This window comes from Pseudomonas sp. 7SR1, assembly GCF_900156465.1.
Taxonomy (GTDB): domain Bacteria; phylum Pseudomonadota; class Gammaproteobacteria; order Pseudomonadales; family Pseudomonadaceae; genus Aquipseudomonas.
In genome coordinates, this window is sequence record NZ_LT707064.1 from 5,569,525 (window position 1) to 5,595,339 (window position 25,815).

The window sequence follows — 25,815 nt, forward strand, 5'->3', positions numbered from 1 at the left end:
GAAAAGACCATCAGCATTCGTTCAACCCTTCACGGAAACGAATCGCCAGGCTTTTGAGATTCTGGCGCCAGCTCTCCAGCTCCTCCCGACTCAATTCGTCCTCAGGCTCCGGTTCGTCCAGGTTGACCGCCACAATCAACGGCTGGGTTACATCGCCCTTGGGCTTGTGCGGTGCCCGCGGCGGCTGGAACAGCGCCCCATGGGCCGCCAGCAATCTGGCCAGCCAGGTTTCAGGGTTCTGAGCCAGTTCGAGCATTTCCGCCAGCTCGGGGATGGCGATGTCCTGGAGGACCTCGCGGGTCAACAGCAGCTCTGCACGCGGAGCATTGGCCTGAGGCAAGCGATAGAAGCCTGCGATTTCATGACACAACCCCAATAACGCACCGTACAGGTGAAACAAGGCGGACTCACGCCCAGCCTGGATCAGTGCAGGGGAGTTCATTGCTCGTCCATCCTCGGCCCTGGCGAGCGCCTCGAGCGACAGGCCGGCGAAATAGATTTTCTGGTTGGTGCGGGTGTAGAGCTCGTGGGCCATGGCGGCATCCTCCCAACGACATGAAAGCTTCACGCAAGAGCGACAGTGTCATGGATCAACCGAGGCGACTGCAAGCCAAAAACAGAAAAGGCCCCATGACGGGGCCTTTTCTGTTCAACAACGGTGCTGTGGGAGCTGCCTGGTCATTCTGCGCACGCAAGCACTTTCATCCCCAAGTCATTGCCGACAATCAGCGTTTGTCTTCAACGGTCCACTTGCCGCCGTCGTAGTACGCCTTCCAGCCGGTGGGCTTGCCGTCGACCTCAGTCTGGACGTACTGCTCCTTGGTCTTGCGACTGTAGCGAATCACCGCCGGGCGACCGTCCGGATCCTTCTGCGGCGCTTCGCAAAGGAAATGGTACTTGGGATCGATCTCGTCCTTGTGCGGCAGCAGCTCTATCACCAGCGGTGCCCGGGTTTCACGGTTTTTCGGGAACTGGCTGGCGGCCAGGAACAGGCCGGACGCACCGTCACGCAGGATGTAGGTGTCGTTGACCTTCTCGCACTTGAGCTCAGGCATCTTCACCGGATCCATCTTCGGCGGTGCGGCGTCACCACTGCGCAGCAGTTTGCGGGTGTTCTTGCAGGTCGGGTTGGTGCAACCGAAAAACTTGCCGAAACGGCCGGTCTTGAGCTGCATCTCGCTACCGCACTTGTCGCACTCCAGGCTCGGGCCTTCATACCCCTTGATGCGATAGCTGCCCTCTTCGATCTCGTAGCCCGCACAATCCGGATTGTTACCGCAGATATGCAGCTTGCGCTTCTCATCCAGCAGGTAGGCATCCATCGCCGTGCTGCAGATCGGGCAGCGATGCTTGCCACGCAACACCAGGGATTCCGATTCCCCCTCGTCGTCCGCTGCGATTTCATCCCCCGGAACCAGGTTGACCGTGGCCTTGCAGCGCTCCTTGGGTGGCAGGCTGTAGCCCGAGCAACCCAGGAAGACGCCGGTCGAAGCCGTGCGGATCTGCATTGGACGACCGCAGGTCTGGCATGGAATATCGGTCATGACCGGCTGGTTGGCCCGCATGCCGTTGTCCGGGCTCTCCGCCACTTCGAGTTTTTTCTTGAAGTCGCCGTAGAACTCATCCAGGACGTTTTTCCAGTCCCGCTCGCCCTGGGCCACATCGTCGAGATTCTCTTCCATATCGGCGGTAAAGCCGTAGTCCATCAGGTTCGAGAAGCTCTCGGACAGGCGCTCGGTCACGATATCGCCCATCTTTTCCGAGTAGAACCGACGATTATGCAGCGCTACATAGCCACGATCCTGGATGGTGGAAATGATCGCTGCATAAGTCGAAGGACGACCGATACCACGCTTTTCCATCTCCTTGACCAGGCTGGCTTCCGAGTAGCGTGCCGGTGGCTTGGTGAAATGCTGCGTCGGATCGAGCTTTATGAGTTTCAGCACGTCGCCCTGGGCCATGTCCGGCAGGACATCGTCATCCCCAGGCTTGGTGATCTGCGGCATGACCCGGGTGTAGCCGTCGAACTTGAGGATGCGGCCCTTGGCGCGCAGCTCGAAGTCCCCGGCACCGACGCTGACGGTGGTGGACAGGTACTGGGCAGGCAGCATCTGGCATGCCAGGAACTGACGCCAGATCAGCTCGTACAGGCGCTCGGCATCACGCTCCATGCCCGACAGCTTGCTCGGCTCGGTATTGGCATCGGAGGGACGAATCGCTTCGTGAGCCTCCTGTGCGCCTTCCTTGCTGCTATAGACATTTGGCGTGTCCGGCAGGTACTTCTTGCCGAATTCGCTTTCGATGTAGGTGCGCGCCATCGCCACGGCATCGGCCGAAAGGTTGGTCGAGTCGGTACGCATGTAAGTGATGTAGCCCGCTTCGTACAGACGCTGGGCCATCATCATGGTTTTCTTCACGCCGAAGCCCAGGCGGTTGCTCGCGGCCTGCTGCAGCGTGGAGGTAATGAACGGCGCCGATGGCTTGCTGCTGGTCGGCTTGTCTTCACGCTTGACGATGCTGTAGCTGGAAGCCTTGAGCTTCTCCAGCGCAGCCATGGCCTGGGCTTCGTTGAGCGGCTTGAAGGCTTCGCCCTTCTCGCGGGCGACTTCGAAGCGCACGGTCGCGCCCTTGGTCGTGCCGAGGTCCGCATGCACTTCCCAATACTCTTCGGGAATGAACGCACGAATTTCCCGCTCGCGCTCCACCACCAGCTTCACTGCTACCGACTGCACTCGACCGGCCGACAGGCCGCGGGCGATCTTGGCCCACAGCAGGGGCGAAACCATGTAGCCCACCACCCGGTCGAGGAAACGACGCGCCTGCTGGGCGTTGACCCGATCGATGTCCAGCTCGCCCGGCTCGGAGAACGCTTCCTGGATGGCCTTCTTGGTGATCTCGTTGAACACCACGCGCTTGTAGCGGCTGTCATCCCCCCCGATGGCTTCGCGCAGGTGCCAGGCGATGGCTTCCCCTTCGCGGTCCAAGTCCGTCGCCAGGTAGATGGTGTCGGCATCCTTGGCGAGCCGACGCAACTCTTCGATGACCTTTTCCTTGCCCGGGAGGATCTCGTACTTGGCCTTCCAGCCATGCTCCGGATCGACTCCCATGCGCGAGACCAGCTGCTTGCGCGCCTTTTCCTTCGGCGACAGCGCCGGCGCTTCGCCCGCAGTGGCCTTGCCGCGCTTGGCGGCTGGCTCCTTGCTGGCGCTAGCCGAACCGCTGGTGGGCAGGTCACGGATATGGCCGATACTCGACTTCACCACGTATTGGTTACCCAGATACTTGTTGATGGTCTTGGCCTTAGCCGGGGATTCCACAATGACCAGCGATTTGCCCATGGATCAGAAAATTCCTGAATTCTAAAAAGTGAAAGGCGGTTGGCGCCTGACGCGGCACCGCTATATATAGTGGCTGTAAGGTGAGGTCAAGCGCAGGGGGTCCCGCACGAAGGCCTCATGGCCTGGAAAAAATGCTCTCTTCGGCCTGCACCAAAGCAAAGCGCGGCACCTGTTCGCCGTCAACCTCGACGGACTCCTGGAACATGCTCAAGGGACGCACCCAAAAGCCGTAATCGCCATACAGGGCCTGGTAGAAGACCACTTCTTCCTCGGTCTCGGAATGCCGCGCGATGCTGAATACGCGGTACTGCGGACCTTTGTAATGTTGGTAGAGCCCTGGTTGTATCGGCATGCTTCGGCCCTCGCTCAAGTCCTTTCAAAATAAAAACAAAATAAATCCGGAAAAACAAAAACCGGGGCACTCGGCCCCGGCTTCCATCGACGCAACGCTTAGACGCGTTCGAAGACAGTGGCGATGCCTTGGCCAAGGCCAATGCACATGGTGGACACCCCGAAAGTGCCGCCGTTCTGTTTCATGACGTTCAGCAACGTACCGGAGATACGCGCACCGGAGCAACCGAACGGGTGTCCCAGGGCGATCGCGCCGCCGTGCAGGTTAACCTTCTCGTCCATCTTGTCGAGCACTTTCAGATCTTTCAGCACCGGCAGGGCCTGTGCAGCGAAAGCTTCGTTGAGCTCGATGAAGTCGATATCGGCCATGCTCAGGCCGGCACGCTTCAGGGCTTTCTGGGTAGCCGGTACTGGACCATAGCCCATGATCGCCGGATCCACACCCGCTACCGCCATCGAACGAATCACGGCCATCGGCTGGATCCCCAGGTCCTGGGCACGCTGGGCGGACATCACGATCATGCACGAAGCACCATCGGTGATCTGCGACGAAGTGCCGGCCGTCACGGTACCACCCTTCGGGTTGAAGGCCGGCTTGAGGGTCGCCAGGCTTTCCAGGGTGGTTTCCGGACGGATGGTTTCGTCGTAGTCGAACAACTTCAGGAAGCCGTTCTCGTCGTAACCCTGCATCGGGATGATCTCGTCCTTGAACTTGCCTTCCACGGTCGCCTTGTGGGCGAGCTGGTGGGAGCGCACGCCAAAGGCGTCCTGCTGTTCGCGGGTGATGCCGTGCATCTTGCCGAGCATTTCCGCGGTCAGGCCCATCATGCCGGAGGCCTTTGCCGCATACAGCGACATATGCGGGTTCGGATCGACGCCGTGCATCATGCTCACGTGGCCCATGTGCTCGACACCACCGACGACGAACACGTCACCGTTGCCAGTCATGATCGCCTGGGCGGCGGTGTGCAGCGCGCTCATGGAGGAACCGCACAGGCGGCTGACGGTCTGGCCGGCCGACGTGTGGGGAATCTGGGTCATAAGCGAAGCCATGCGGGCGATGTTCCAGCCCTGCTCCAGGGTCTGGTTCACACAGCCCCAGATCACGTCTTCGACTTCATTGGGGTCGACCTTGACGTTGCGCTCCAGCAGCTTGCTGATCAGGTGCGCCGACATGTCCTCGGCACGGGTGTTGCGGTGCATGCCGCCCTTGGAGCGGCCCATCGGCGTACGACCGAAGTCGACGATCACGACGTCTCTAGGATTCAAGCTCATAAATGTTCTCTCGCTCTAGTCGTTGGGCGCTTAACCGAAGAAGCTCTGGCCGTTCTTGGCCATTTCACGCAGCTTCGCGGTGGGGTGGTACAGCGCGCCCAGATCAGCGTACTGGTCAGCCAGGGCAACGAACTGTGCAACACCGATCGAATCGATGTAGCGCAGCGCACCGCCACGGAATGGAGGGAAACCGATACCGTAGACCAGACCCATGTCGGCTTCGGCGGCGGTTTCGACAATGCCGTCTTCCAGGCAACGCACGGTCTCCAGGCACAGCGGGATCATCATCCAGTTGATGATGTCCTCGTCGGTGACTTCGCGCTGCTCATAGACGATCGGCTTGAGCACTTCCAGCACCGACGGGTCGGCCACTTTCTTCTGCTTGCCGCGCTTGTCGGTTTCGTAGGCATAGAAGCCCTTGCCGTTCTTCTGGCCCAGGCGCTTGGCTTCATAGAGCACGTCAACGGCGGAACGACGGTCGTCCTTCATGCGGTCCGGGAAACCTTCGGCCATGACGTCGCGGCCATGGTGACCGGTGTCGATGCCGACCACGTCCATCAGGTAGGCCGGGCCCATCGGCCAGCCGAATTTCTCCATGATCTTGTCGATGCGCACGAAGTCCACGCCGGCGCTGACCAGCTTGGCAAAACCGCCGAAGTACGGGAACAGCACGCGGTTGACCAAAAAACCCGGGCAGTCGTTGACGACGATCGGGTTCTTGCCCATTTTCTTGGCGTAGGCCACGGTGGTGGCGATAGCCTGTTCGCTGGACTTCTCGCCCCGGATCACTTCCACCAGCGGCATCATGTGCACCGGGTTGAAGAAGTGCATGCCCACGAAGTTCTCCGGGCGCTTGAGGGCCTTGGCCAGCAGCGAGATGGAAATGGTCGAAGTGTTCGAAGCGAGGATGGTGTCCTCCTTGACCTGGTCTTCGACTTCAGCCAATACCGCCTGCTTGACCTTCGGATTCTCGACAACCGCTTCGACCACCAGGTCGACATGGCCGAAGTCACCATAGGACAAGGTCGGGCGAATACCGTTGAGCACTTCGGCCATCTTCGCGGCGGTCATGCGGCCTTTGTCGACGCGGCCCACCAGCAGTTTGGCGGCTTCGGCCAGGCCTTGCTCGATACCGTGCTCGTTGATGTCTTTCATCAGGATCGGCGTGCCCTTGGACGCCGACTGATAAGCGATACCACCGCCCATGATGCCGGCGCCCAGCACGGCAGCCTGCTTCACGTCACGCGCGATTTCGTCGTAGGCCTTGGCCTTTTTCTTCAGTTCCTGGTCATTGAGGAACAGACCGATCAGGCTTTGTGCAGCGGAGGTCTTGGCCAGTTTGACGAAGCCGGCGGCTTCGGCTTCCAGGGCCTTGTCGCGACCGAAGTTCGCGGCTTTCTGAATGGTCTTGATGGCTTCGACCGGCGCCGGGTAGTTCGGGCCAGCCTGGCCGGCCACGAAACCCTTGGCGGTTTCGAAAGCCATCATCTGTTCGATGGCGTTGAGCTTGAGCTTTTCCAGCTTCGGCTGGCGCTTGGCCTTGTAATCGAACTCACCGCTGATGGCACGCTTGACCAGCTCGAGGGCGGCCTCCTGGAGTTTGCCAGGCTCGACCACGGCATCCACGGCACCGACTTTCAGCGCGTCTTCGGCACGGTTTTCCTTGCCGGCGGCAATCCATTCGATGGCGTTGTCGACGCCGATCAGGCGGGGCAGGCGCACGGTGCCACCAAAGCCCGGATAGATGCCCAGCTTGACTTCCGGCAGGCCGATCTTGGCCGATGTGGACATGACGCGATAATCCGCCGCCAGGCACATTTCCAGGCCGCCACCCAGGGCGATACCGTTGATGGCCGCGACGGTCGGAACATTGAGGTCTTCGAAATCGCTGAAGATACGGTTGGCTTCGAGGTTGCCGGCGATCAGTTCGGCATCGGGCAGCTTGAAGTTGTCGACGAACTCGGTGATGTCGGCGCCGACGATGAAGACGTCCTTGCCACTGCTGACGATCACACCCTTGATCGAAGCATCTGCCTTGATAGTGTCCACGGCCTGACGCAATTCATTCAGGGTTAGACGGTTGAACTTGTTGACGGACTCACCCTTGAGGTCGAACTTGAGTTCGACGATGCCGCTTTCAAGAGCCTTAACCGTGATGGCTTTACCTTCGTAAATCATCAACTGATCTCCACGATATGGACGCTGAACAGTACACGTTGAACGCTGACCACTGGTTCGGCATTGACGTTACCGTCGATGCTACGCCAATCCGCCAGGCACACCCGCCAACGCGATAGTCGGGGTTCTGTAGGAGCATTAGGAAAATACAAACGCTCAATTCATACGCCCGTTTGATTTGGGTACGTCACCTTCACGGAAATTCCGACAATTGTCAATCGCCCTAAACAGGGCGCCGAGCGCGACTTGACAGTCATTTCCGTACCGTACGGATCCGCAACACGGCGCCGCATGCAAGGCCATTCATAAGATCAATAATTAGAAAAGTCGCCCTAATTCCAGGCACGCTGATTTCGACCGGCTATGCTGGCGTAAGTGCGTTTGAAAACGGTCGGCTGATGAGGTCGCGAACGAACGTCCGGACAAGAATTCTGTTTACCGGCCTGCCTGGCCAACCCGCCCGATGAAGCTGTCGGGCTTTTTTATGGGTGCGGACGGCGACGCCCCATGACCTTCCGCCGCCCCGTCAAGCCAATGCCTTGAGCACATCGGAAATGTCCTGCAATACAGTGGCCTCGCCTTTTTCGCCCCAGTACAACGCGATCATTTGCCGATCGGCTTGGATCTTGTAGACGTTGGCGGGCAGCTTCTCCAGATGGGCGAGCAGCGCCTCATCCTGGCAGACTTCCCGCCACTGGTTGACCCAGACACCTGGCGCGCTTTGCCAGTAGCTCCAACTGGCCGGTTGCTTGCCGCGCCGGGGCCGGAGGTACTGGGCGCAAGGATTCGGTGGCTGCGGCTCGAGCCAGTGCGGCCACTCCTGGGGTGCCAGTTGCATGGCCAGGCCGAGGCGCCGCGCCTCCATGCGCAGGGCCATGCGACCGCTCTGTACACGGGACGGCCGCAACCATGCCAGGGGGCTCAACACCACCAGCAGGATTGACACCACTATCCAGACCGTCATATCTGTACTCCCGAATTCTGATGGGCCATTGACCGAGGTCGCCGTCAATGCGCTTGAAACCAGCCATACTTAACCGTATCGCAATTCTCTGGAGTGCTTTCCATGTACTACGAACACATCCTGGTCGCCGTCGACCTTACTGAAGAATGCGATCCCGTCGTCAAGCGTGCCCTCGCGCTTTGCGAAGGCCGAGACACCAAGCTTTCGCTGGTGCATATCGTCGAACCGATGGCCATGGCCTTCGGCGGCGACGTGCCAATGGACCTATCCCAGCTGCAACAACAGCAATTCGACCAGGCCAAGGAACGCCTTGACCGACTGATCGCGAAATATCCGGCCCTGAAGAAGGAATTCAGCCACCTGACCTACGGCCAGCCGCGCCAGGAAATCCACCACCTGGCCAAGGAACAGGGTTGCGACCTGATCGTGGTCGGCAGCCACGGTCGCCATGGCCTGGCACTGCTGCTGGGCTCTACCGCCAATGATGTGCTGCACGGCGCGCCTTGCGATGTGCTGGCGGTGCACCTGATCAAGCGCACATGATCCATGGGGAGCGAGCCTGCTTGCTCCCCATGGAGAGCGTTTTCAAATGAAAATCCCGGTATTCATTGCTGAACGCCGGGATTTACTTGCAACGGTTGATCACGCGTCCAGTTCGGCCCAGCGCTCGACCAAGGCATCCAGCTCGGCCTGCAACTGCTCCAGCTGCGCGATCACCTTGGCGGTTTCGGCGGGAGGGCGCTGATAGAAACCGGCCTCCGCCATTTCAGCTTCCACCGCCGCGATCTGCGCTTCCTTGGCCTCGATATCGCCGGGCAAGGCTTCCAGCTCGCGCTGCAGCTTATAGCTGAGTTTTTTCCTGGCCGGTGCCGGGGCGGCAGCCGAGACAACCGGTGCAGGTTCGGCCTTGACCACGGCCGAGTTCAGGTCGGCCTTGCCGGACTTGCTCTCGGTCACGCCCAGGAGGCGCGGCGAGCCACCCTGGCGCAACCAGTCCTGATACCCGCCGACGTATTCGCGAACCTGTCCCTCGCCTTCGAACACCAGGGTGCTGGTAACCACGTTGTCGAGGAAGGCCCGGTCGTGACTGACCATCAGCACCGTGCCGCTGAAGGTCAGCAACACTTCTTCCAGCAACTCCAGGGTTTCCACGTCCAGGTCGTTGGTCGGTTCGTCGAGCACCAGCAGGTTCGCCGGCTTGCTGAACAGCTTCGCCAGCAAGAGACGGGCACGCTCACCGCCGGACAAGGCCTTGACCGGCGTACGCGCACGCTGGGGGCTGAACAGGAAGTCGCCCAGGTAGCTCAGTACGTGGCGGCTCTGGCCATCGATCTCGATGAAGTCGCGGCCCTCGGCGACGTTGTCGATCACCGTCTTTTCCAGATCCAGCTGATGGCGCAACTGGTCGAAGTAGGCGACATCGATCCTGGTGCCCTCTTCTACCTTGCCGCTGGTAGGCGTCAGGCCACCGAGCATCAGCTTGAGCAAGGTGGTCTTGCCGGTGCCGTTGGCACCCAGCAGGCCGATACGGTCGCCCCGCTGCAGGACCATGGAAAAGTCCTTGACCAGGAGCGGTCCGCCCGGATGGGCAAAGCTGACGTTCTCCAGCACCATCACCTGCTTGCCGGACTTCTCGGCGGTGTCGAGCTGGATATTGGCCTTGCCGGTACGCTCGCGACGCTCGCTGCGTTCGACACGCAGGGCCTTGAGGGCGCGTACGCGGCCTTCGTTGCGAGTACGCCGGGCCTTGATGCCCTGGCGAATCCAGACTTCTTCCTGGGCCAGGCGCTTGTCGAACAAGGCATTGGCGGTTTCTTCGGCCGCCAGCATGGCTTCCTTGTGCACCAGGAAACTGGCGTAGTCGCCGTTCCAGTCAATCAGGCCGCCGCGATCCAGCTCGAGGATGCGGGTCGCCAGGTTCTGCAGGAAAGAACGGTCGTGGGTGATGAACAGCACCGCCCCCTGGAAATCCTTCAAGGCCTCTTCGAGCCAGGCGATGGCGCCGATGTCCAGGTGGTTGGTCGGTTCGTCGAGCAGCAGCAGGTCCGGCTCGGACACCAGGGCCTGGGCCAGCAGGACCCGGCGGCGCCAGCCACCGGACAGATCGGCCAGGGTCTTGTCGGCCGGCAATTGCAGGCGGCTCAGGGTGCTGTCGACCAGTTGCTGCAGGCGCCAGCCATCACGGGCCTCGAGGTCATGCTGCACGTGCATCAGCTTTTCCAGGTCGGCATCGGTGACGATGTTCTGGCTCAGGTGATGATACTCGGCCAGCAGCGCACCGACGCCGTCCAGGCCCTCGGCAACCACATCGAACACCGTCCGCTCGTCGGCCACCGGCAATTCCTGGGGCAATTCGCCGATCTTCAGGCCCGGGGCCCGCCAGACGGAGCCGTCGTCGGGCTTCTGGTCACCCTTGACCAGCTTCATCATGCTGGACTTGCCGGTACCGTTGCGGCCGATGATGCACACCCGCTCGCCACGGGCGATCTGCCAGGACACCTTGTCCAACAACGGCATGGCGCCGAACGCAAGGGACACATCGCTGAATTTGAGCAGGGTCATGAGCTTCTCCAAAAACCGGGCGCGCATTCTACCCGAGATAGGACCTTGCAGGGCCGCCTATTTCGTCACCCGAGGGCTCTTTACAGGTTCGGCGCGACAAAAACCGCGAACTTGCACCGATGGCCCCGCAAAGCTTTCGCCGCTTGCTGGCAAAAGGCTAAGCTACAGACAGTTACCCTGGGTTTTCCCTTGGGCTTGTCATGTTTTTTCTGCCCGGACGTATCATGCGCAGTCGCCTTTTTAGTGTCTTGTCCTGTTTTTTCGTGTGTGCCACTGCCATCCAGACCGCCCAGGCGGTGGATATCTCCACTCAACGCCAGTATTACGATGAGGCCAAGCGTGCCCTGGCCAAGGGCGACTCCGGCCCGTACTTGCGCTACAGCCAGGCCTTGCGCGACTATCCGCTGGAGCCGTACCTGGCCTATGACGAACTGACCGCGCGCCTCAAGAGCGCCAGCAACGCCGAAATCGAGAAGTTCCTCGCTGAACACGGTGACCTGCCCCAGGCCAACTGGATGAAGTTGCGCTGGCTGCGCTGGCTGAGCGAACGCGGCGACTGGCAGACCTTCGTCAAGTATTACGACCCCAAGCTCAACTTCACCGAACTGGACTGCCTCAATGCCCAATACCAGCTCACCCATGGCTTGAAGGCCGAAGGCTACGCCAACACCGAGAAACTCTGGCTCACCGGCAAGTCCCAGCCGCAGGCGTGCGACGCGCTGTTCGGCCTGTGGGCCTCCCAGGGCCAGTTGACGGAACAGAAACGCTGGGAGCGGGCCAAGCTGGCCGCCCAGGCCCGCAACTATCCGCTGGCCAACAGCCTGGTCAGCGGCCTGACCACCCTCGCCCCCCGAGGCAAATTGCTGGTGGACGTGGCGCAGAAACCCGAACTGCTCAACCAGCCGTCGCGCTTCAGCCCGGCGGACGAACCCATGTCCGATATCGTCAGCCTCGGCCTGCGCCGCCTCGCCCGCCAGGATCCTGACAAAGCCATGGCATTGCTGGACGGCTACGCCAGCACCATGCACTTTTCCCGCGACGAGAAGGTCGCCATCGCCCGGGAGATCGGCCTGACCCTGGCCAAGCGTTTCGACAGTCGTGCCCTGGACGTGATGACCAGATACGATCCGGAGCTGCGGGACGACACCGTGTCGGAATGGCGCCTGCGCCTGTTGCTGCGCCTGGGTCGCTGGAATGAGGCCTATGAATTGAGCCGGCGCCTGCCCGAGTCGCTGGCCACCACCAACCGCTGGCGCTACTGGCAGGCCCGTAGCCTGGAACTGGCGCAACCGCAGAACCCCGAGGCACAGGCGCTTTACAAGCACTTGGCGCGTGAGCGGGACTTCTACGGGTTCCTGGCCGCCGACCGCTCCCAGTCGCCCTACTCCCTGGTCAACAAACCGCTGGTGATGAGCCAGGCGCTGGTCAACAAGGTGCGCAATACCCCAGGCGTACGCCGGGCGCTGGAGTTTCATGCCCGCGGGCAGATCGTCGACGGTCGCCGCGAGTGGTACCACGTCAGCCGGCATTTCAGCCGGGAGGAAATGGTCGCCCAGGCGAAACTCGCCTATGACCTGAAATGGTATTTCCCGGCGATCCGCACCATCAGCCAGGCCAAGTACTGGGACGACCTGGACATCCGCTTCCCGATGGCCCACCGCGAGACCCTGGTGCGCGAGGCCAAGGTTCGTGGCCTGCATTCGAGCTGGGTCTTCGCGATCACCCGCCAGGAAAGTGCCTTTATGGATGACGCCCGCTCCAGCGTCGGTGCCGCCGGCCTGATGCAACTGATGCCCGGCACCGCCAAGGAGACCGCGCGCAAGTTCAGCATCCCCCTGGCCTCGCCACAGCAGGTATTGAACCCCGACAAGAACATCCAGCTGGGCGCGGCCTACCTGAGCCAGGTGCACAGCCAGTTCAACGGCAACCGCGTACTGGCTTCGGCCGCCTACAATGCCGGCCCCGGGCGCGTACGCCAGTGGCTGCGTGGCGCCGATCACCTGAGCTTCGACGTCTGGGTCGAAAGCATCCCGTTCGATGAAACCCGCCAATACGTGCAGAACGTGTTGTCCTACTCGGTGATCTACGGCCAGAAACTCAACTCGCCGCAGCCGTTGGTGGATTGGCACGAGCGGTACTTCGATGATCAGTGAGGGTTAGCGTCGAGCTTCAAGTGGCAAGCGGTTCCTCAAAAGCGAAAAAAATGCCCGTATAGAAAGCCACGGGCATTTTTTTGTCGGTTACCGGACCTTACGGCGGCAGTCCTCAGCCAGTTGCCGACTCCCGGCCAGCATCGAACTGCAACGCCGCCAACCGCGCATACAGCGCATTGCTGGCCACCAGCTCCTGATGAGTGCCCACGGCAACCACTTTGCCCTGGTCCATCACCGCGATCCGGTCGGCGTTCTTCACCGTCGCCAGGCGATGGGCGATGACCAGGGTGGTACGGTTCTTCATCAGACTGGGCAGGGCTTGCTGGATCAAGTGTTCGCTTTGCGCATCGAGGGCGCTGGTGGCCTCATCCAGCAGCAGGATCGGTGCATCCACCAGCAGCGCCCGCGCGATGGCCAGGCGTTGACGCTGGCCACCGGACAGCCCCAGGCCACCATCGCCCAGGTGGGTCTGGTAGCCATCGGGCATTTTTTCGATGAAGTCATGGGCGTGGGCGATCTGCGCCGCCTCGCGTACCTGCGCGGAGGTCGCCTGGGGATTGCCGTAGCGGAGGTTTTCTTCCACGGTGCCGAAAAACAGTGCCGGATTCTGCGACACCAGGGCGAAATGACGCCGCAGGTCCAGCGGATCGAGCCGGGTCAACGGTACGTCGTCGATCAGGATCCGGCCCTGCTGTGGGTCGTAGAATCGCAGCAACAAGTCATACACGGTGGATTTGCCCGCCCCGGACGGCCCGACCAGGGCCAGGGTCTCACCAGCCCTGACGCTCAGGTCCAGGCCATCGACCGCGTAGCTTTCCGGCCGGGAGGGATAGGAAAAACGCACGCCCTCGAGACGCAGATCACCCCGCACCCGCGGGGGCAAGGTCACCAGGCCCGAGCTTGGAGGCTGGATGATGTTCTGCGAGCGCAGCAGTTCGGCGATGCGTTCCGCGGCACCGGCTGCCCGCTGCAGCTCGCCGATCACCTCGCTCAAGGTGCCGAAGGCACTGCCGACGATCAGGCTGTAGAACACGAAAGCAGCCAGTTCACCGCCGGAAATCCGTCCGGCGATCACGTCCATGCCGCCCACCCAGAGCATGACCCCTACCGCTCCCAGCACCAGCACGATCACCAGCGTGATCAGCCAGGCCCGCTGGGCGATGCGCTTGCGAGCCGTGTCGAAAGCCTGCTCCACCGTGACGGCGAAACGTGCCTCGTCCTGGACCTGATGATTGTAGGCCTGGACGGTCTTGATCTGGCCCAGGGTTTCGGCGACGTAGCTGCCGACATCGGCGATGCGGTCCTGGCTCTCGCGGGACAGGCTGCGCACCCGGCGCCCGAAAACCAGGATCGGCGCCAGCACCAGCGGCAAGGCAATCACCACGATGCTGGTGAGCTTGGGGTTGGTGACGAACAGCAGCACGATGCCGCCGACCACCATCAAGGCATTGCGCAGGAACAACGACAGCGAAGAACCGATCACCGATTGCAGCAAGGTGGTATCTGCGGTCAGGCGCGACTGGATTTCGGAACTGCGGTTGTTCTCGTAGAACCCCGGGTGCAAGTACACCAGGTGGTTGAACACCTGGCGGCGGATATCGGCCACCACCCGCTCGCCAATCCAGGACACCAGGTAGAAGCGGGCGAAGGTGCCGACCGCCAACCCCGCCACCAGCACCATGAACAACCCGATGGACTGGTTGAGCAGATGAGGGGAACGGGTCATGAAGCCCTGGTCTACCAGTAACCGGATGCCCTGGCCCATGGACAAGGTTATGCCCGCCGTGACGATAAGGGCCAGCAAGGCACCGGCGACCTGCTTGCGGTAGGGGGCGATAAAACCACTGGCCAGGCCAATGGCCCGGCGATGTCGAGAAGAAAGCATTCAGGAACGTCCGATAATGCAACGGGAACGGGATCGGCAACGGTGCCGAAAACACAGCGGAACCAAGTTGAATCAGAATGAGTCAGGTTAAATATGACCACAACGACTAGTGACTAGATGTTATCGGTCTAAAGTCTGGGTGGAAACGCAACGATGTTTCTGTTTGAGTGAAGGTGTCGCCATGAACCTACAAGGAGTGTCATGGCTCGGTCACCTGGCGACACTAAACTAGGCACACAACCTGATGAGGAGACAGGCCATGTCCTTGCAACACAGCAGCGACGACAAGATTCAAGTGATCCGCACGCAACCGGACCAGTCCCTGGGCTGCTCGTTCATCGACGCCCAAGGGCGCGAAGTCCCGATCACCGAAGACATGATCCAGAAAGCCTGCAGCGAGCTGGAGAAACGACTGGTCAAGCCTGCCGAACAAAAGTGATACAGCCCGTCTTCAACTGAACCCGACCTCGACGTCGGGTTTTTTCTGCCTGCCTGGATAGGCAACTTATCTGTCATCCCAGCCCCATCGCGCCACGTAAACGGCCCTATTCCGCGGTGGCCCCCAGCGCGGTCACGATCTGCTGCAATGCCGGGGAGTGCCCTTCGATGTGCACCTTCAGGCTGTCGATCTCCCGGCGTGGCGGGTAATGCTTGCGCAAGGCATCGAAAGCGCGGCGCTGTTCGTCTACCGTGCCGACGAGACTGCGACGAAAATCTGCATCGTCGCGACGTGGGTCGTAGACGCTGCGGCACAGCGCCGCCAAGGCCCAGGCCGGGTCCGTCGCGGCATCCAGGGTGATGCCACCCAGCCATGGCCTGGGCAGCAGGTCGGCAAGGCTGACTTGCGCCGGGCGCTCCAGGAAATCGCACAAGGCCGCGTAGATCTGCGCCGTGCCGCGCTGGCGACCGTCAAGGCTATAACCGGCAATGTGTGGCGTGGCGATCACGCACAGGTCGGCCAGGTCCACATCCACCGTCGGCTCCTGCTCCCAGACGTCCAGCACCGCTTGCAGGTCTTCGCGCTCCAGCAGCACGCTGCGCAGCGCGACGTTGTCGATGACCGGCCCACGCGCGGCGTTGATCAACCAGGTGCCAGGCTTGAGCATGTTCAGGCGTGCTTCGTCGAACAGATGCCAGGTCGGCTGCCCGCCATCGCGGGTCAATGGCGTGTGCAGGCTGATCACGTCGCACTGCTCGATGATCTGCTCCAGGCTGACATAGTCCCCGCCCTCGGCGGCCTGGCGAGGTGGATCGCAGACTTTCACCGTCCAGCCCAGCCCCCTGAGCACTTGGATCAAGCGCCCGCCCACCTGGCCCGCGCCGACCACGCCGAAGGTGCGCTGACGCAAATCCGCGCCTTCGATCTCGGCCAGGGTCATCAGGCTGCCCAGCACATAGTCCACCACGCCACGGGCATTGCAACCCGGCGCGCTGGCCCAGCGGATACCGGCCTCGGCGAAGTAGGCCAGGTCCAGGTGATCGGTACCGATGGTGCAGGTACCGACGAAGCGCACCTTGCTGCCTTCCAGCAGCGCCCGGTTGACCTGGCTGACCGAACGCACCAGCAGAATATCGGCCTGGGCGACCAGCGCCCGGTCGATGCCCCGCCCCGGTACCCGGCGAATCTCGCCGAAACCTTGAAAGAATGCATCGAGCAGGGGGATGTTTTCGTCGGCGACGATCAGCATGGCAGAGCTCCTTTGGCGGGATGGGCAGTGTAGGCGTTCCGCTCAGCCCGTGCATTCACAAGTCGAGCAGGCGATTACAAATCCACAACACAGGTTTTTTCCTGACCGCCGTGTCAAGGCGTAGAATCCGCCGTTTCATGCTATTTCTCGGACGCTTCGCCTGTGAATCCTGTAATCGACACCGCCGTCACCCTCTCCCGCCCGGCCCGGGTCCGCCTGGAGCTCAAGACGCTGCTGGCCCTGGCATTGCCGATCATGGTGGCGCAGCTGGCGACCACCGCCATGGGCTTTGTCGATGCGGTGATGGCCGGCCGTGTCGGTCCACGGGACCTGGCGGCGGTGGCACTGGGCAACTCCATCTGGGTGCCGGTGTTCCTGTTGATGACCGGGACATTGCTGGCCACCACGCCCAAAGTTGCCCAGCGCTTCGGCGCCGGGACCTTCGACGAGATCGGACCGCTGGTGCGCCAGGCGCTGTGGCTGGCATTGGCAGTGGGATTGCTGGCGACACTGGCGCTGTACAGCGCCGAACCGATCCTGCACCTCATGAAGGTGGACCCCGAACTGGTCGGACCGTGCATGGAATACCTGCGGGGCATCGGTTCCGGCCTGCCGGCGGTGGCGCTGTACCACGTACTGCGCTGCTTCAGCGACGGCCTGGGCCGCACTCGACCCGCGATGGTGTTGGGGTTGTGCGGGCTGGCACTGAACATCCCGCTCAATTACATCTTCATCTATGGGCACCTGGGCGTGCCGGCCATGGGGGGCGTCGGTTGTGGCTGGGCCACGGCCATCGTCATGTGGGTCATGGCCCTGGGCATGGCCGGTTGGGCGCGCTGGGCACCGGCCTATCGATCGAGCCGTCTGTTCAGCCGTTTCGACTGGCCGCAGTGGACGGTCATCAAGCGCCTGCTGGGCATCGGCCTGCCCATTGGCATCGCCGTGTTCGCCGAGTCGAGCATCTTTGCGGTGATCGCCCTGCTGATCGGCAGCCTGGGCGCTACGGTGGTGGCCGGGCACCAGATCGCCCTGAACTTCAGCTCCCTGGTGTTCATGATCCCCTATTCCCTGGGCATGGCCGTGACGGTGCGGGTCGGCCAGGCCCTGGGGCGACGCCAGCCTCGGGAAGCACGCTTTGCCGCCGGCGTCGGCATGGGGGCCGCCCTGGCGTACGCCTGCCTGTCGGCCAGCCTGATGTTCGGCTTGCGTGGCCCCATCGCCTCGATCTATACCGCCGACCCCGTGGTGATCGAAGTGGCGTCGATGCTGATCGTCTACGCGGCGCTGTTCCAGTTTTCCGATGGCATCCAGGTGACGGCGGCGGGTGCCTTGCGCGGCTACCAGGATACTCGGGTGACGATGATCCTGACGCTGTTCGCCTATTGGGGCATCGGCCTGCCGGTGGGTTACGCCCTGGGGCTGACCGATTGGCTGGGGGCGGCCAGCGGCCCGAGCGGGCTGTGGCAGGGGTTGATCGTTGGCTTGAGCTGCGCGGCGCTGATGCTGTCGATCCGCCTGGCCCGCAGCGCACGCAAGCAGATCCGCATCAGCCGCTCGGCGGGTTAAGCGAGCTTCTTGCGGATCCAGTAGCGGTAGGTGCCGTTCTCTTCGTCCTGGGCCACCAATTGGTGGTCGAGGAACACGCAGAACTTGGGAATATCACGGCGGGTCGAGGGATCGGTGGCAATCACCATCAACAGCCCGCCCGGCACCAGGTCGCGGATGTGCTGGTGCAGCATCATCACCGGCTCAGGGCAATTGAGACCGCTGGCATCCAGGGTGCCGTCGACCGGCGTATCGTTCATCTGACTCATCTTTCACTCCTGAAACTGGCGGGCATTGTCGCGCAATGTCGGCGCTCGGTCACCCCTGGCTTCACACTGCCTCCTGTGGGAGCGAGCTTGCTCGCGACAGCGGTGGGTCAGCTTGCATCCATGTTGAATGTACCGACGTCATCGAGACTCGCTCCCACAAGGAACTGCATCAATTCCGAGGGCTAGCGGGACTTCGGCTTCTTCGTGTCCAACCGCCGTAAATGGCACGTCACCTCCTCACGGTCGTGATACAGCTGCTTGCAGCCGATCTGCACCTTGACGCCTCGCGCCTTGAAACCATCGGCGATGCGTTCGAGCAGACGTTTGACTTCGGCATAACGCTGCTTCATTGGCAGCTTGAGATTGACCACCGCCTCGCGACAGTGACCCTCGCCGATCCACTCCTCCAGCATCGCCGCGTTGCGCGCCGGCTTCTCGACGATGTCGCAGACCATCCAGTCCACCGGTTGTTTCGGCTTGAAGGTAAAGCCATCCGCCATCAGGTGTTGCACCAGGCCGGTTTCCATCAGGCTCTCGGCCATCGGACCGTTATCGATGGCGGTCACCAGCATGCCGCGATTGACCAGCTGCCAGGTCCAGCCACCCGGCGCGGCGCCCAGGTCGACACCGGTCATGTCGCTGTGCAGCCGCTCGTCCCACTGGTCCCGGGGTATGAAATGGTGCCAGGCCTCTTCAAGCTTGAGCGTGGAGCGGCTCGGCGCCTCCCGCGGAAACTTCAGGCGCGGGATGCCCATGGGCCACATTGCCGAGTTGTCGGCTTCCGCCAGCCCGAGAAACACTTCACGGCCGCTCTTGAAGGTCAACAGCAGACGCGGCCGGGCGTCATCGTCGATCAGTTTGCCGGCCCCGATCAGCGCCTTGCGCAAGGGCCCCTCGAATTTCTTGCAGAAGTTCGAAAGCTCCTTGCCATCGTTGGTGTCCAGCACCTCCAGCCACAGGCTGCCGCAGATGGGGAATGCGCTCATGTGGGACAGGATGACACTGATGCGGTCGGTTTCCGGCAGCTCGATGAAGGTGCCGCGGGCCCATTGGCGAGGGAAGATCAGATCGGCAAAACGCTGGCCGCGCATCAATCGCTCGGCACCCTCGTCTTGCGTACAGACGAATTCTGCGCAAGCACTGGCCGGCTTGGCCTTGGCATAGCCGGCCACGTTCAGGCGCGCGGCGTGTTCGGCGATTTCGGAGCAGACTTCTCCCTCGAAACCCGGCCGGCAATGCATGAAAAGCGTGTTCATTGAAACTCCGTAGCAAAGCCTGTCACGAAACCGGCGCATCATAGCGGAGTTCGGAACCCCAAACCTGCCCGCGGTGTCCTGTGATTAGTCATTACTTGAAATCAGGGCTAGGTTAAAGGCTCTGTCTGTTCCGTCAGTCCGTAGCCGTGCGGACTCAAAGGAGTGATCTCAATGCCCTCCCTCGATAGCCTGAAAACCCTCAAGACGCTGCAAGTCGACGCCAGGACCTACCATTATTTCAGCCTGCCGGATGCTGCCCGAAGCCTGGGCGACCTGGACAGGCTGCCCATGTCTCTCAAGGTCCTGCTGGAGAACCTGCTGCGCTGGGAAGATGAAAAGACCGTCACCGGGGCCGACCTCAAGGCCCTGGCCGGATGGCTTAAAGAACGACGTTCCGACCGCGAGATCCAGTATCGCCCGGCCCGGGTGCTGATGCAGGACTTCACCGGCGTCCCGGCCGTCGTCGACCTGGCCGCCATGCGCGCCGCCGTGGAAAAGGCCGGCGGCGATCCCCAGCGGATCAATCCACTGTCGCCGGTGGACCTGGTGATCGACCACTCGGTGATGGTGGACAAGTTCGCCAGCCAACAGGCGTTCGAGCAGAACGTCGATATCGAAATGCAGCGCAATGGCGAACGCTACGCCTTCCTGCGCTGGGGCCAGAGCGCCTTCGACAACTTCAGCGTGGTCCCGCCGGGCACTGGCATCTGCCACCAGGTCAATCTCGAATATCTGGGACGCACTGTGTGGACCCGTGAAGAAGAAGGACGCACCTACGCCTTTCCCGACACACTGGTGGGCACCGACTCCCACACCACCATGATCAATGGCCTCGGTGTCCTGGGCTGGGGCGTCGGCGGGATCGAGGCCGAGGCCGCCATGCTCGGCCAGCCGGTGTCGATGCTGATTCCCGAGGTCATCGGTTTCAAACTCACCGGCAAGCTGCGCGAGGGCATTACCGCCACCGACCTGGTGCTGACCGTCACGCAGATGCTGCGCAAGAAAGGCGTGGTGGGTAAATTCGTCGAGTTCTATGGCGACGGCCTCGCCGATCTGCCCCTGGCCGACCGCGCCACCATCGCCAACATGGCCCCCGAGTACGGCGCCACCTGCGGATTTTTCCCGGTGGACGACGTGACCCTGGACTACTTGCGCCTGTCCGGGCGACCGGCGGACACCGTGAAACTGGTGGAAGCCTACTGCAAGGCCCAGGGCCTGTGGCGGCTGCCTGGCCAGGAACCGGTGTTCACCGACACCCTGGAGCTGGACATGGGCAGCGTCGACGCCAGCCTGGCAGGGCCCAAACGGCCTCAGGACAGGGTCTCGCTGGCCAACGTCGGCCAGGCGTTCGACGACTTCCTGGGGTTGCAGGTCAAACCCACCAGCAAGGAAGAAGGCCGCCTGGAAAGCGAAGGCGGTGGCGGCGTCGCGGTGGGCAATGCCGATCAGGTGGGAGAAGCCGAGTATGAATTCGAAGGCCAGACCCATCGCCTGAAGAACGGCGCGGTGGTGATCGCCGCCATCACCTCCTGCACCAACACCTCCAACCCCAGCGTGATGATGGCCGCCGGGCTGCTGGCGAAGAAAGCCGTGGAGAAAGGCCTGACCCGCAAACCCTGGGTCAAGAGTTCCCTGGCGCCCGGCTCCAAGGTGGTCACCGATTACTACCGGGCCGCCGGGTTGACCGAGTATCTGGACCAATTGGGTTTCGCCCTGGTGGGCTATGGCTGCACGACCTGCATCGGTAATTCCGGACCATTGCCCGAGCCGATCGAAAAGGCCATCCAGAAGGCCGACCTGACGGTAGCCTCAGTCCTGTCGGGCAACCGCAACTTCGAAGGCCGCGTGCATCCGCTGGTCAAGACCAACTGGCTGGCCTCGCCGCCCCTGGTGGTGGCCTATGCCCTGGCGGGCACGGTGCGCATCGATATCGGCAGCGAACCCCTGGGCAACGACCGGGACGGCAAACCCGTGTACCTGCGGGACATCTGGCCCAGCAGCCAGGAAGTGGCCGAAGCCGTGGCCAAGGTGGATACCAGCATGTTCCACAAGGAATATGCCGCCGTGTTCGCCGGCGACGAGCAATGGCAGGCCATCGAGGTGCCGCAGGCAGCCACCTACGTCTGGCAGTCGGACTCGACCTATATCCAGCATCCGCCGTTCTTCGACGGCATCGGCGGGCCACCGCCGGTCATCCAAAACGTCGAGGGCGCCCGGGTCCTGGCCCTGCTCGGGGACTCGGTCACCACCGACCATATTTCCCCGGCCGGCAATATCAAGGCCGACAGCCCGGCTGGCCGTTATCTGCGCGAACAGGGCGTGGAACCGCGGGACTTCAACTCCTATGGCTCAAGGCGCGGTAATCACGAGGTGATGATGCGCGGTACCTTCGCCAATATCCGGATCCGCAACGAGATGCTGGGCGGTGAGGAAGGCGGCAATACGATCTATATTCCCAACGGCGAGAAAATGCCGATCTACGATGCCGCGATGCTGTACCAGGCCACAGGCACGCCGCTGGTGGTCATCGCCGGCCAGGAATATGGCACCGGATCGAGTCGTGACTGGGCGGCCAAGGGCACCAATCTACTGGGGGTCAAGGCGGTAATCGCCGAAAGCTTCGAGCGCATCCACCGCTCCAACCTGGTGGGCATGGGCGTGCTGCCACTGCAGTTCAAGCTGGACCAGAATCGCAAGAGCCTGAACCTGACCGGCAAGGAAACCCTGGATATCCTTGGGCTGAGCGACGTCGAACTGACACCACGGATGAACCTGCCTCTGGTCATTACCCGCGAGGATGGTCGCCAGGAGCGGATCGAAGTGCTGTGCCGCATCGATACCTTGAATGAAGTGGAATATTTCAAGGCCGGCGGTATCCTGCACTATGTCCTACGGCAACTGATCGCAGCCTAAAAAGACCCCTCCTACAGAAACACCGCCTCTTTCAGGCGGTGTTTTTGTATTGGGGCTGCCTATAATTCCGCCGTCTTGCCGCTCTCGCTTCGATTCAAGGATGTCCTATGCCCGCCCTACCCTGGCCTTACCTGGCCCTCCTGTCCGCCGGCTACTGCCTGGCCGTGGCCTATGGCCAACTGGCCTGGACCGCCCTGATCTCGGTCGCCCTGCTGCTGTTCGCCGGGTACGCGGTCCGCCAGCAGCAGACCCCTGTCGGCCGCTTCCTCGGCCACGCCCTGTTCCTGGTGATGGCCCTGGCCCTGGCGTTGCACTGGATGCCGGGCTTCTTCAACGGACGGGCCATCCCGGCACAACGCCTGACCGCGGATGCCGCGCCATTCGCCATGTATTTCAATCAGGACAAGCCACTGATCGGCTTCTGGCTGTTGCTGGCATGCCCCTGGATCGTCGGTCGGCGCGGGTTTCGCCTGTCGGTCCATGCGACGGCCCTGGGGCTGGCGCTGAGCGCGATCCTGGCCTTGGGTGGGGCCATGTTGCTGGGCATGATCCAATGGGCGCCGAAATGGCCGGACCATGCGTGGCTGTGGGTTCTCAACAATCTTTTATTGGTGACGCTGGTGGAGGAAGCGCTGTTTCGTGGCTACATTCAGGGGGGCCTGAGCCGGCGCTTCAAGCACCTGGCCCATGGCGACAACCTGGCGTTGCTCCTGGCCTCGCTGCTGTTCGGCCTGGTACACGCCGGTGCTGGTTGGGAATGGGTGCTGCTGTCGGGCCTCGCGGGGCTCGGCTACGGCCTGGCGTATCGCTTCGGCGGCCTGGGAGCTGCGATCGCCACGCACTTCGGCCTGAACCTGATTCATTTCACTTTGTTTACATACCCGATGCTGGCGTGAAACCGATGGGGAAAATAACTTCAATAAATACCTGACGTGGCCGACAACCTTTCAAAGCCTTGCGGATCTACACACCATGCGTAACAACCAACCTGTCACCCAACGCGAAAGGACCTTCCCGGCCCAACAACGACTGATTTCCACCACCAATGCCAAGGGAGTGATCACCTACTGCAACGACGCATTCGTCGAGATCAGTGGGTTTTCCAAGGAAGAACTGATCGGTTCGCCTCACAATCTGGTGCGCCACCCCGACGTCCCGTCGGCCGTGTTCGCCCATATGTGGAATACCCTGAAACAAGGCTTGCCATGGATGGGCATCGTCAAGAATCGCTGCAAGAGCGGAGACCATTATTGGGTCAACGCCTACGTCACGCCCATATTCGAGGGTAACCAGGTGATCGGCTACGAGTCGGTGCGCGTCAAGCCCACCGCCGAGCAGGTCTCCCGGGCCGAAGCGCTCTACCGACGCATCAACCAGGGCAAGCCGGCCGTCCCGCGGAGCGACAAGTGGCTCCCGATACTGCAGGATTGGCTGCCGTTCATCCTGGTGAGCCAGTTGAGCTTCATCGTAGGCGCCTTCCTCAACTCCTCCTGGGGCTTCGCCCTGGCCGCCCTGCTGTCGGTGCCCCTGGGCCTGATGGGCCTGCAATGGCAGCAACGGGGCATCAAGCGCCTGCTGCGCCTGGCCGAGCAGACCACCTCCGACCCGCTGATCGCCCAGATGTACACCGACAGCCGTGGGGTCCAGGCACGCCTGGAAATGTCCATCCTCAGCCAGGAAGCGCGCCTGAAGACCTGCCTGACCCGCCTGCAGGATACCGCCGAGCACCTCAACGACCAGGCGCGACAGTCCAACGCGCTGGCCCACAACAGTTCCAGCGGCCTGGAACGCCAGCGAGTGGAGACCGAACAGGTGGCCACGGCGGTCAACCAGATGGCCGCCACCACCCAGGAAGTCGCCAGTCACGTGCAACGCACCGCCGACGCGACCCAGGAAGCCAACCGACTGACCGGTCGTGGCCGCGATATCGCCGGGGAAACCCGCGAAGCCATCGAGCGCCTGTCGGTGGTGGTGGGCGAGACCGGACAGACCGTGACCCAGCTGGCCAAGGACAGCGACGAGATCGGTGGCGTGGTGGATGTGATCAAGGGCATCGCCGACCAGACCAACCTCCTGGCCCTGAACGCCGCCATCGAAGCGGCCCGTGCCGGCGAAATGGGCCGCGGCTTTGCCGTTGTGGCCGATGAAGTGCGGCAACTGGCGCAACGCACCAGCGAATCCACGGGGCAGATCCATGCCCTGATCGCCAAGCTCCAGCAGACGGCCAACAATGCCGTGCAGACCATGGACGCCGGTCACCGCCAGGCCGAGGAAGGCGTGGCACGCGTCATGGAGGCCGACCAGGCGCTGGTGGGGATCAGCGAAGCGGTGGCCAACATCACCGACATGACCACCCAGATCGCGGCCGCCACCGAGGAACAAAGCTCTGTGGCCGAAGAGATCAGTCGCAACATCAGCAACATTTCGGAACTGGCCGACCAGACCTCGGACCAGGCCCACAACTCGGCGCTGCTCAGCGAAGAACTGACCCGTACAGCCAATACGCAGTACTCATTGGTGGAGCGGTTCAACCGCTGACAGATGCCTGCCTCAAAAAAAACCGGACAGCGAAAGCTTCCGGTTTTTTATTGCCTCCCAGTCTCTTCCCACAAGGTCATGGATCGTCCGTCCAGGTGCATCGCAATTGTGGGGGCGAGCCTGCTCGGGATGAGGCCATGGTCGTCAACCAAGCGTTGATTGGAGAAATGCTGCCACCTTGCTCGCCGCCGTCTCCAGATGCTGCTCATGGCTGAATCCAGAAGCCTTCAATGGCTTCAAGTCATGATCCCCCGCCACCAGCCACAGCACTTCGATATCCGGTGACAAGGTATAGCCCTGGACCGTTTCACGGTTGCCCAACGCATCGCGCTCGCCCTGGACGATCAAGGTGGCGGTCTTCAGTCCCGCCAGATGCTCGACCCGTGGCTTCTCCGGCTTGCCCGCCGCATAGAAGGGATACCCCAGGCACACCAACGCGTCAGCGCCCAGCTCATCGGCCAGCAAACTCGCCATCCGCCCGCCCATGGACTTGCCGCCAATGGCCAGCCGCCCAGCGACATAAGGCCGCACCGTGGCGTACACCTCACGCCAACACTCCAGCAGTTTCGGTGCCGGGTTCGGAGGACGCTTGCCACCGTCCTGGCGCCGTTGGGCCATGTAGGGAAACTCGAAGCGCAACACGTTGACCCCATGTGCGGCAAGGCGCGCGGCCATTTCGTCCATGAAACCACTGTCCATCGGCGCACCGGCTCCGTGGGCCAGGATCAGGGTTGGCGCCCCGGCATGCGAGGCCGGTTGCGCGGCGGTCCATAACCAACCGTTTTGCGCCACGCACCGCGCCCATTGATCCCCGTCAATACTGGCCTTGTGCTGTTTGTCCATGCTTGCCTCGCTTTCAGTCTGCCTATAACTCCAGGCGAAGATGCCCCGCTGCCTTGC

At 62.1% G+C, this 25,815-nt stretch carries 19 protein-coding genes; 7 read left to right on the plus strand and 12 right to left on the minus strand.

Annotated elements, in window-relative coordinates; all coding sequences use genetic code 11:
- Nucleotides 1-10 precede the first annotated feature (10 nt).
- The 6 genes from BW992_RS24490 to BW992_RS24515 form a co-directional block, all read right to left on the minus strand.
- Nucleotides 11-535: a DUF6586 family protein gene (locus BW992_RS24490; RefSeq protein ID WP_072389003.1), complete on the minus strand. Its 525-nt coding sequence runs from the start codon at nt 533-535 to the stop codon at nt 11-13.
- A gap of 190 nt (nt 536-725) precedes the next feature.
- Complete coding sequence (gene topA, locus BW992_RS24495) at nt 726-3,338, minus strand: type I DNA topoisomerase (protein WP_072389005.1); 2,613 nt, start codon at nt 3,336-3,338, stop codon at nt 726-728.
- Nucleotides 3,339-3,453: 115 nt separating this feature from the next.
- Nucleotides 3,454-3,690, minus strand: coding sequence for a DUF1653 domain-containing protein (locus tag BW992_RS24500; RefSeq protein ID WP_072389007.1), 237 nt, complete (start codon nt 3,688-3,690; stop codon nt 3,454-3,456).
- A 98-nt stretch (nt 3,691-3,788) separates the two neighbouring features.
- Entirely contained in the window at nt 3,789-4,964 is a 1,176-nt protein-coding gene (gene fadA / locus BW992_RS24505) for an acetyl-CoA C-acyltransferase FadA (RefSeq protein WP_053158700.1), read from the minus strand.
- A 30-nt stretch (nt 4,965-4,994) separates the two neighbouring features.
- Entirely contained in the window at nt 4,995-7,142 is a 2,148-nt protein-coding gene (fadB, locus tag BW992_RS24510) for a fatty acid oxidation complex subunit alpha FadB (protein WP_072389009.1), read from the minus strand.
- Between the two features lie 526 nt (nt 7,143-7,668).
- On the minus strand, nt 7,669-8,106 hold the full coding sequence (locus tag BW992_RS24515) for a hypothetical protein (protein ID WP_072458062.1): 438 nt from the start codon (nt 8,104-8,106) through the stop codon (nt 7,669-7,671).
- Between the two features lie 102 nt (nt 8,107-8,208).
- On the opposite strand from BW992_RS24515, the gene BW992_RS24520 reads away from it, so the two are divergent.
- Nucleotides 8,209-8,649, plus strand: coding sequence for a universal stress protein (locus tag BW992_RS24520; RefSeq protein WP_072389013.1), 441 nt, complete (start codon nt 8,209-8,211; stop codon nt 8,647-8,649).
- A 99-nt stretch (nt 8,650-8,748) separates the two neighbouring features.
- On the opposite strand, the gene BW992_RS24525 is transcribed toward BW992_RS24520, so the two are convergent.
- Nucleotides 8,749-10,668 carry an ATP-binding cassette domain-containing protein gene (locus tag BW992_RS24525; protein WP_072389015.1) on the minus strand — a complete coding sequence of 640 codons (1,920 nt, stop codon included), beginning with the start codon at nt 10,666-10,668 and terminating at the stop codon, nt 8,749-8,751.
- Between the two features lie 224 nt (nt 10,669-10,892).
- On the opposite strand from BW992_RS24525, the gene BW992_RS24530 reads away from it, so the two are divergent.
- Nucleotides 10,893-12,821 (plus strand): transglycosylase SLT domain-containing protein, encoded by a 1,929-nt coding sequence (locus BW992_RS24530; protein WP_072389017.1) that lies wholly within the window; start codon nt 10,893-10,895, stop codon nt 12,819-12,821.
- Nucleotides 12,822-12,933: 112 nt separating this feature from the next.
- On the opposite strand, the gene BW992_RS24535 is transcribed toward BW992_RS24530, so the two are convergent.
- The gene (locus tag BW992_RS24535) at nt 12,934-14,706 is read right to left on the minus strand and encodes an ABC transporter transmembrane domain-containing protein (protein WP_076407225.1); all 1,773 of its coding nucleotides are present in this window, start codon (nt 14,704-14,706) and stop codon (nt 12,934-12,936) included.
- A gap of 259 nt (nt 14,707-14,965) precedes the next feature.
- Between BW992_RS24535 and BW992_RS24540 the strand changes: the two genes are divergently transcribed.
- Nucleotides 14,966-15,145: a PA1571 family protein gene (locus tag BW992_RS24540; protein ID WP_003199629.1), complete on the plus strand. Its 180-nt coding sequence runs from the start codon at nt 14,966-14,968 to the stop codon at nt 15,143-15,145.
- A 106-nt stretch (nt 15,146-15,251) separates the two neighbouring features.
- Here the strand turns inward: BW992_RS24540 and pdxB are convergent, their stop codons facing one another.
- On the minus strand, nt 15,252-16,394 hold the full coding sequence (gene pdxB / locus BW992_RS24545) for a 4-phosphoerythronate dehydrogenase PdxB (protein ID WP_072430351.1): 1,143 nt from the start codon (nt 16,392-16,394) through the stop codon (nt 15,252-15,254).
- A 162-nt stretch (nt 16,395-16,556) separates the two neighbouring features.
- On the opposite strand from pdxB, the gene BW992_RS24550 reads away from it, so the two are divergent.
- Complete coding sequence (locus BW992_RS24550) at nt 16,557-17,960, plus strand: MATE family efflux transporter (RefSeq protein WP_072430350.1); 1,404 nt, start codon at nt 16,557-16,559, stop codon at nt 17,958-17,960.
- On the opposite strand, the gene tusA is transcribed toward BW992_RS24550, so the two are convergent.
- Both tusA and rlmM read right to left on the minus strand, forming a co-directional pair.
- Nucleotides 17,957-18,208, minus strand: coding sequence for a sulfurtransferase TusA (tusA, locus tag BW992_RS24555; protein WP_072389025.1), 252 nt, complete (start codon nt 18,206-18,208; stop codon nt 17,957-17,959). The genes BW992_RS24550 and tusA overlap by 4 nt on opposite strands.
- Nucleotides 18,209-18,390: 182 nt before the next feature.
- Nucleotides 18,391-19,464, minus strand: a complete 1,074-nt coding sequence (gene rlmM / locus BW992_RS24560; protein ID WP_076407226.1) for a 23S rRNA (cytidine(2498)-2'-O)-methyltransferase RlmM — start codon at nt 19,462-19,464, stop codon at nt 18,391-18,393.
- A 171-nt stretch (nt 19,465-19,635) separates the two neighbouring features.
- Here rlmM and acnA point away from each other — a divergent pair, with 171 nt between their 5' ends.
- From acnA to BW992_RS24575, 3 genes are all read left to right on the plus strand, one after another.
- Nucleotides 19,636-22,377 (plus strand): aconitate hydratase AcnA, encoded by a 2,742-nt coding sequence (gene acnA, locus BW992_RS24565; protein ID WP_072389029.1) that lies wholly within the window; start codon nt 19,636-19,638, stop codon nt 22,375-22,377.
- A gap of 107 nt (nt 22,378-22,484) precedes the next feature.
- Nucleotides 22,485-23,273: a CPBP family intramembrane glutamic endopeptidase gene (locus tag BW992_RS24570; RefSeq protein ID WP_072389031.1), complete on the plus strand. Its 789-nt coding sequence runs from the start codon at nt 22,485-22,487 to the stop codon at nt 23,271-23,273.
- 76 nt (nt 23,274-23,349) lie between these two features.
- Nucleotides 23,350-24,915, plus strand: coding sequence for a methyl-accepting chemotaxis protein (locus tag BW992_RS24575; protein WP_072389033.1), 1,566 nt, complete (start codon nt 23,350-23,352; stop codon nt 24,913-24,915).
- A 144-nt stretch (nt 24,916-25,059) separates the two neighbouring features.
- Here the strand turns inward: BW992_RS24575 and BW992_RS24580 are convergent, their stop codons facing one another.
- The gene (locus tag BW992_RS24580; RefSeq protein ID WP_076407227.1) at nt 25,060-25,758 is read right to left on the minus strand and encodes an alpha/beta family hydrolase; all 699 of its coding nucleotides are present in this window, start codon (nt 25,756-25,758) and stop codon (nt 25,060-25,062) included.
- Nucleotides 25,759-25,815: the final 57 nt, after the last annotated feature.

What these genes read in the sequence shown, in the direction of transcription:
- BW992_RS24520 (WP_072389013.1), top strand. Translation starts at nt 8,209, where the DNA reads ATGTACTACGAACACATCCTGGTCGCCGTCGACCTTACTGAAGAATGC.
- BW992_RS24535 (WP_076407225.1), bottom strand. Translation starts at nt 14,706, where the DNA reads ATGCTTTCTTCTCGACATCGCCGGGCCATTGGCCTGGCCAGTGGTTTT.
- BW992_RS24580 (WP_076407227.1), bottom strand. Translation starts at nt 25,758, where the DNA reads ATGGACAAACAGCACAAGGCCAGTATTGACGGGGATCAATGGGCGCGG.
- rlmM (WP_076407226.1), bottom strand. Translation starts at nt 19,464, where the DNA reads ATGAACACGCTTTTCATGCATTGCCGGCCGGGTTTCGAGGGAGAAGTC.
- BW992_RS24540 (WP_003199629.1), top strand. Translation starts at nt 14,966, where the DNA reads ATGTCCTTGCAACACAGCAGCGACGACAAGATTCAAGTGATCCGCACG.
- BW992_RS24515 (WP_072458062.1), bottom strand. Translation starts at nt 8,106, where the DNA reads ATGACGGTCTGGATAGTGGTGTCAATCCTGCTGGTGGTGTTGAGCCCC.
- pdxB (WP_072430351.1), bottom strand. Translation starts at nt 16,394, where the DNA reads ATGCTGATCGTCGCCGACGAAAACATCCCCCTGCTCGATGCATTCTTT.
- BW992_RS24570 (WP_072389031.1), top strand. Translation starts at nt 22,485, where the DNA reads ATGCCCGCCCTACCCTGGCCTTACCTGGCCCTCCTGTCCGCCGGCTAC.
- BW992_RS24490 (WP_072389003.1), bottom strand. Translation starts at nt 535, where the DNA reads ATGGCCCACGAGCTCTACACCCGCACCAACCAGAAAATCTATTTCGCC.
- topA (WP_072389005.1), bottom strand. Translation starts at nt 3,338, where the DNA reads ATGGGCAAATCGCTGGTCATTGTGGAATCCCCGGCTAAGGCCAAGACC.
- fadA (WP_053158700.1), bottom strand. Translation starts at nt 4,964, where the DNA reads ATGAGCTTGAATCCTAGAGACGTCGTGATCGTCGACTTCGGTCGTACG.
- tusA (WP_072389025.1), bottom strand. Translation starts at nt 18,208, where the DNA reads ATGAGTCAGATGAACGATACGCCGGTCGACGGCACCCTGGATGCCAGC.
- BW992_RS24530 (WP_072389017.1), top strand. Translation starts at nt 10,893, where the DNA reads ATGCGCAGTCGCCTTTTTAGTGTCTTGTCCTGTTTTTTCGTGTGTGCC.
- fadB (WP_072389009.1), bottom strand. Translation starts at nt 7,142, where the DNA reads ATGATTTACGAAGGTAAAGCCATCACGGTTAAGGCTCTTGAAAGCGGC.
- BW992_RS24575 (WP_072389033.1), top strand. Translation starts at nt 23,350, where the DNA reads ATGCGTAACAACCAACCTGTCACCCAACGCGAAAGGACCTTCCCGGCC.
- BW992_RS24500 (WP_072389007.1), bottom strand. Translation starts at nt 3,690, where the DNA reads ATGCCGATACAACCAGGGCTCTACCAACATTACAAAGGTCCGCAGTAC.
- BW992_RS24525 (WP_072389015.1), bottom strand. Translation starts at nt 10,668, where the DNA reads ATGACCCTGCTCAAATTCAGCGATGTGTCCCTTGCGTTCGGCGCCATG.
- acnA (WP_072389029.1), top strand. Translation starts at nt 19,636, where the DNA reads ATGCCCTCCCTCGATAGCCTGAAAACCCTCAAGACGCTGCAAGTCGAC.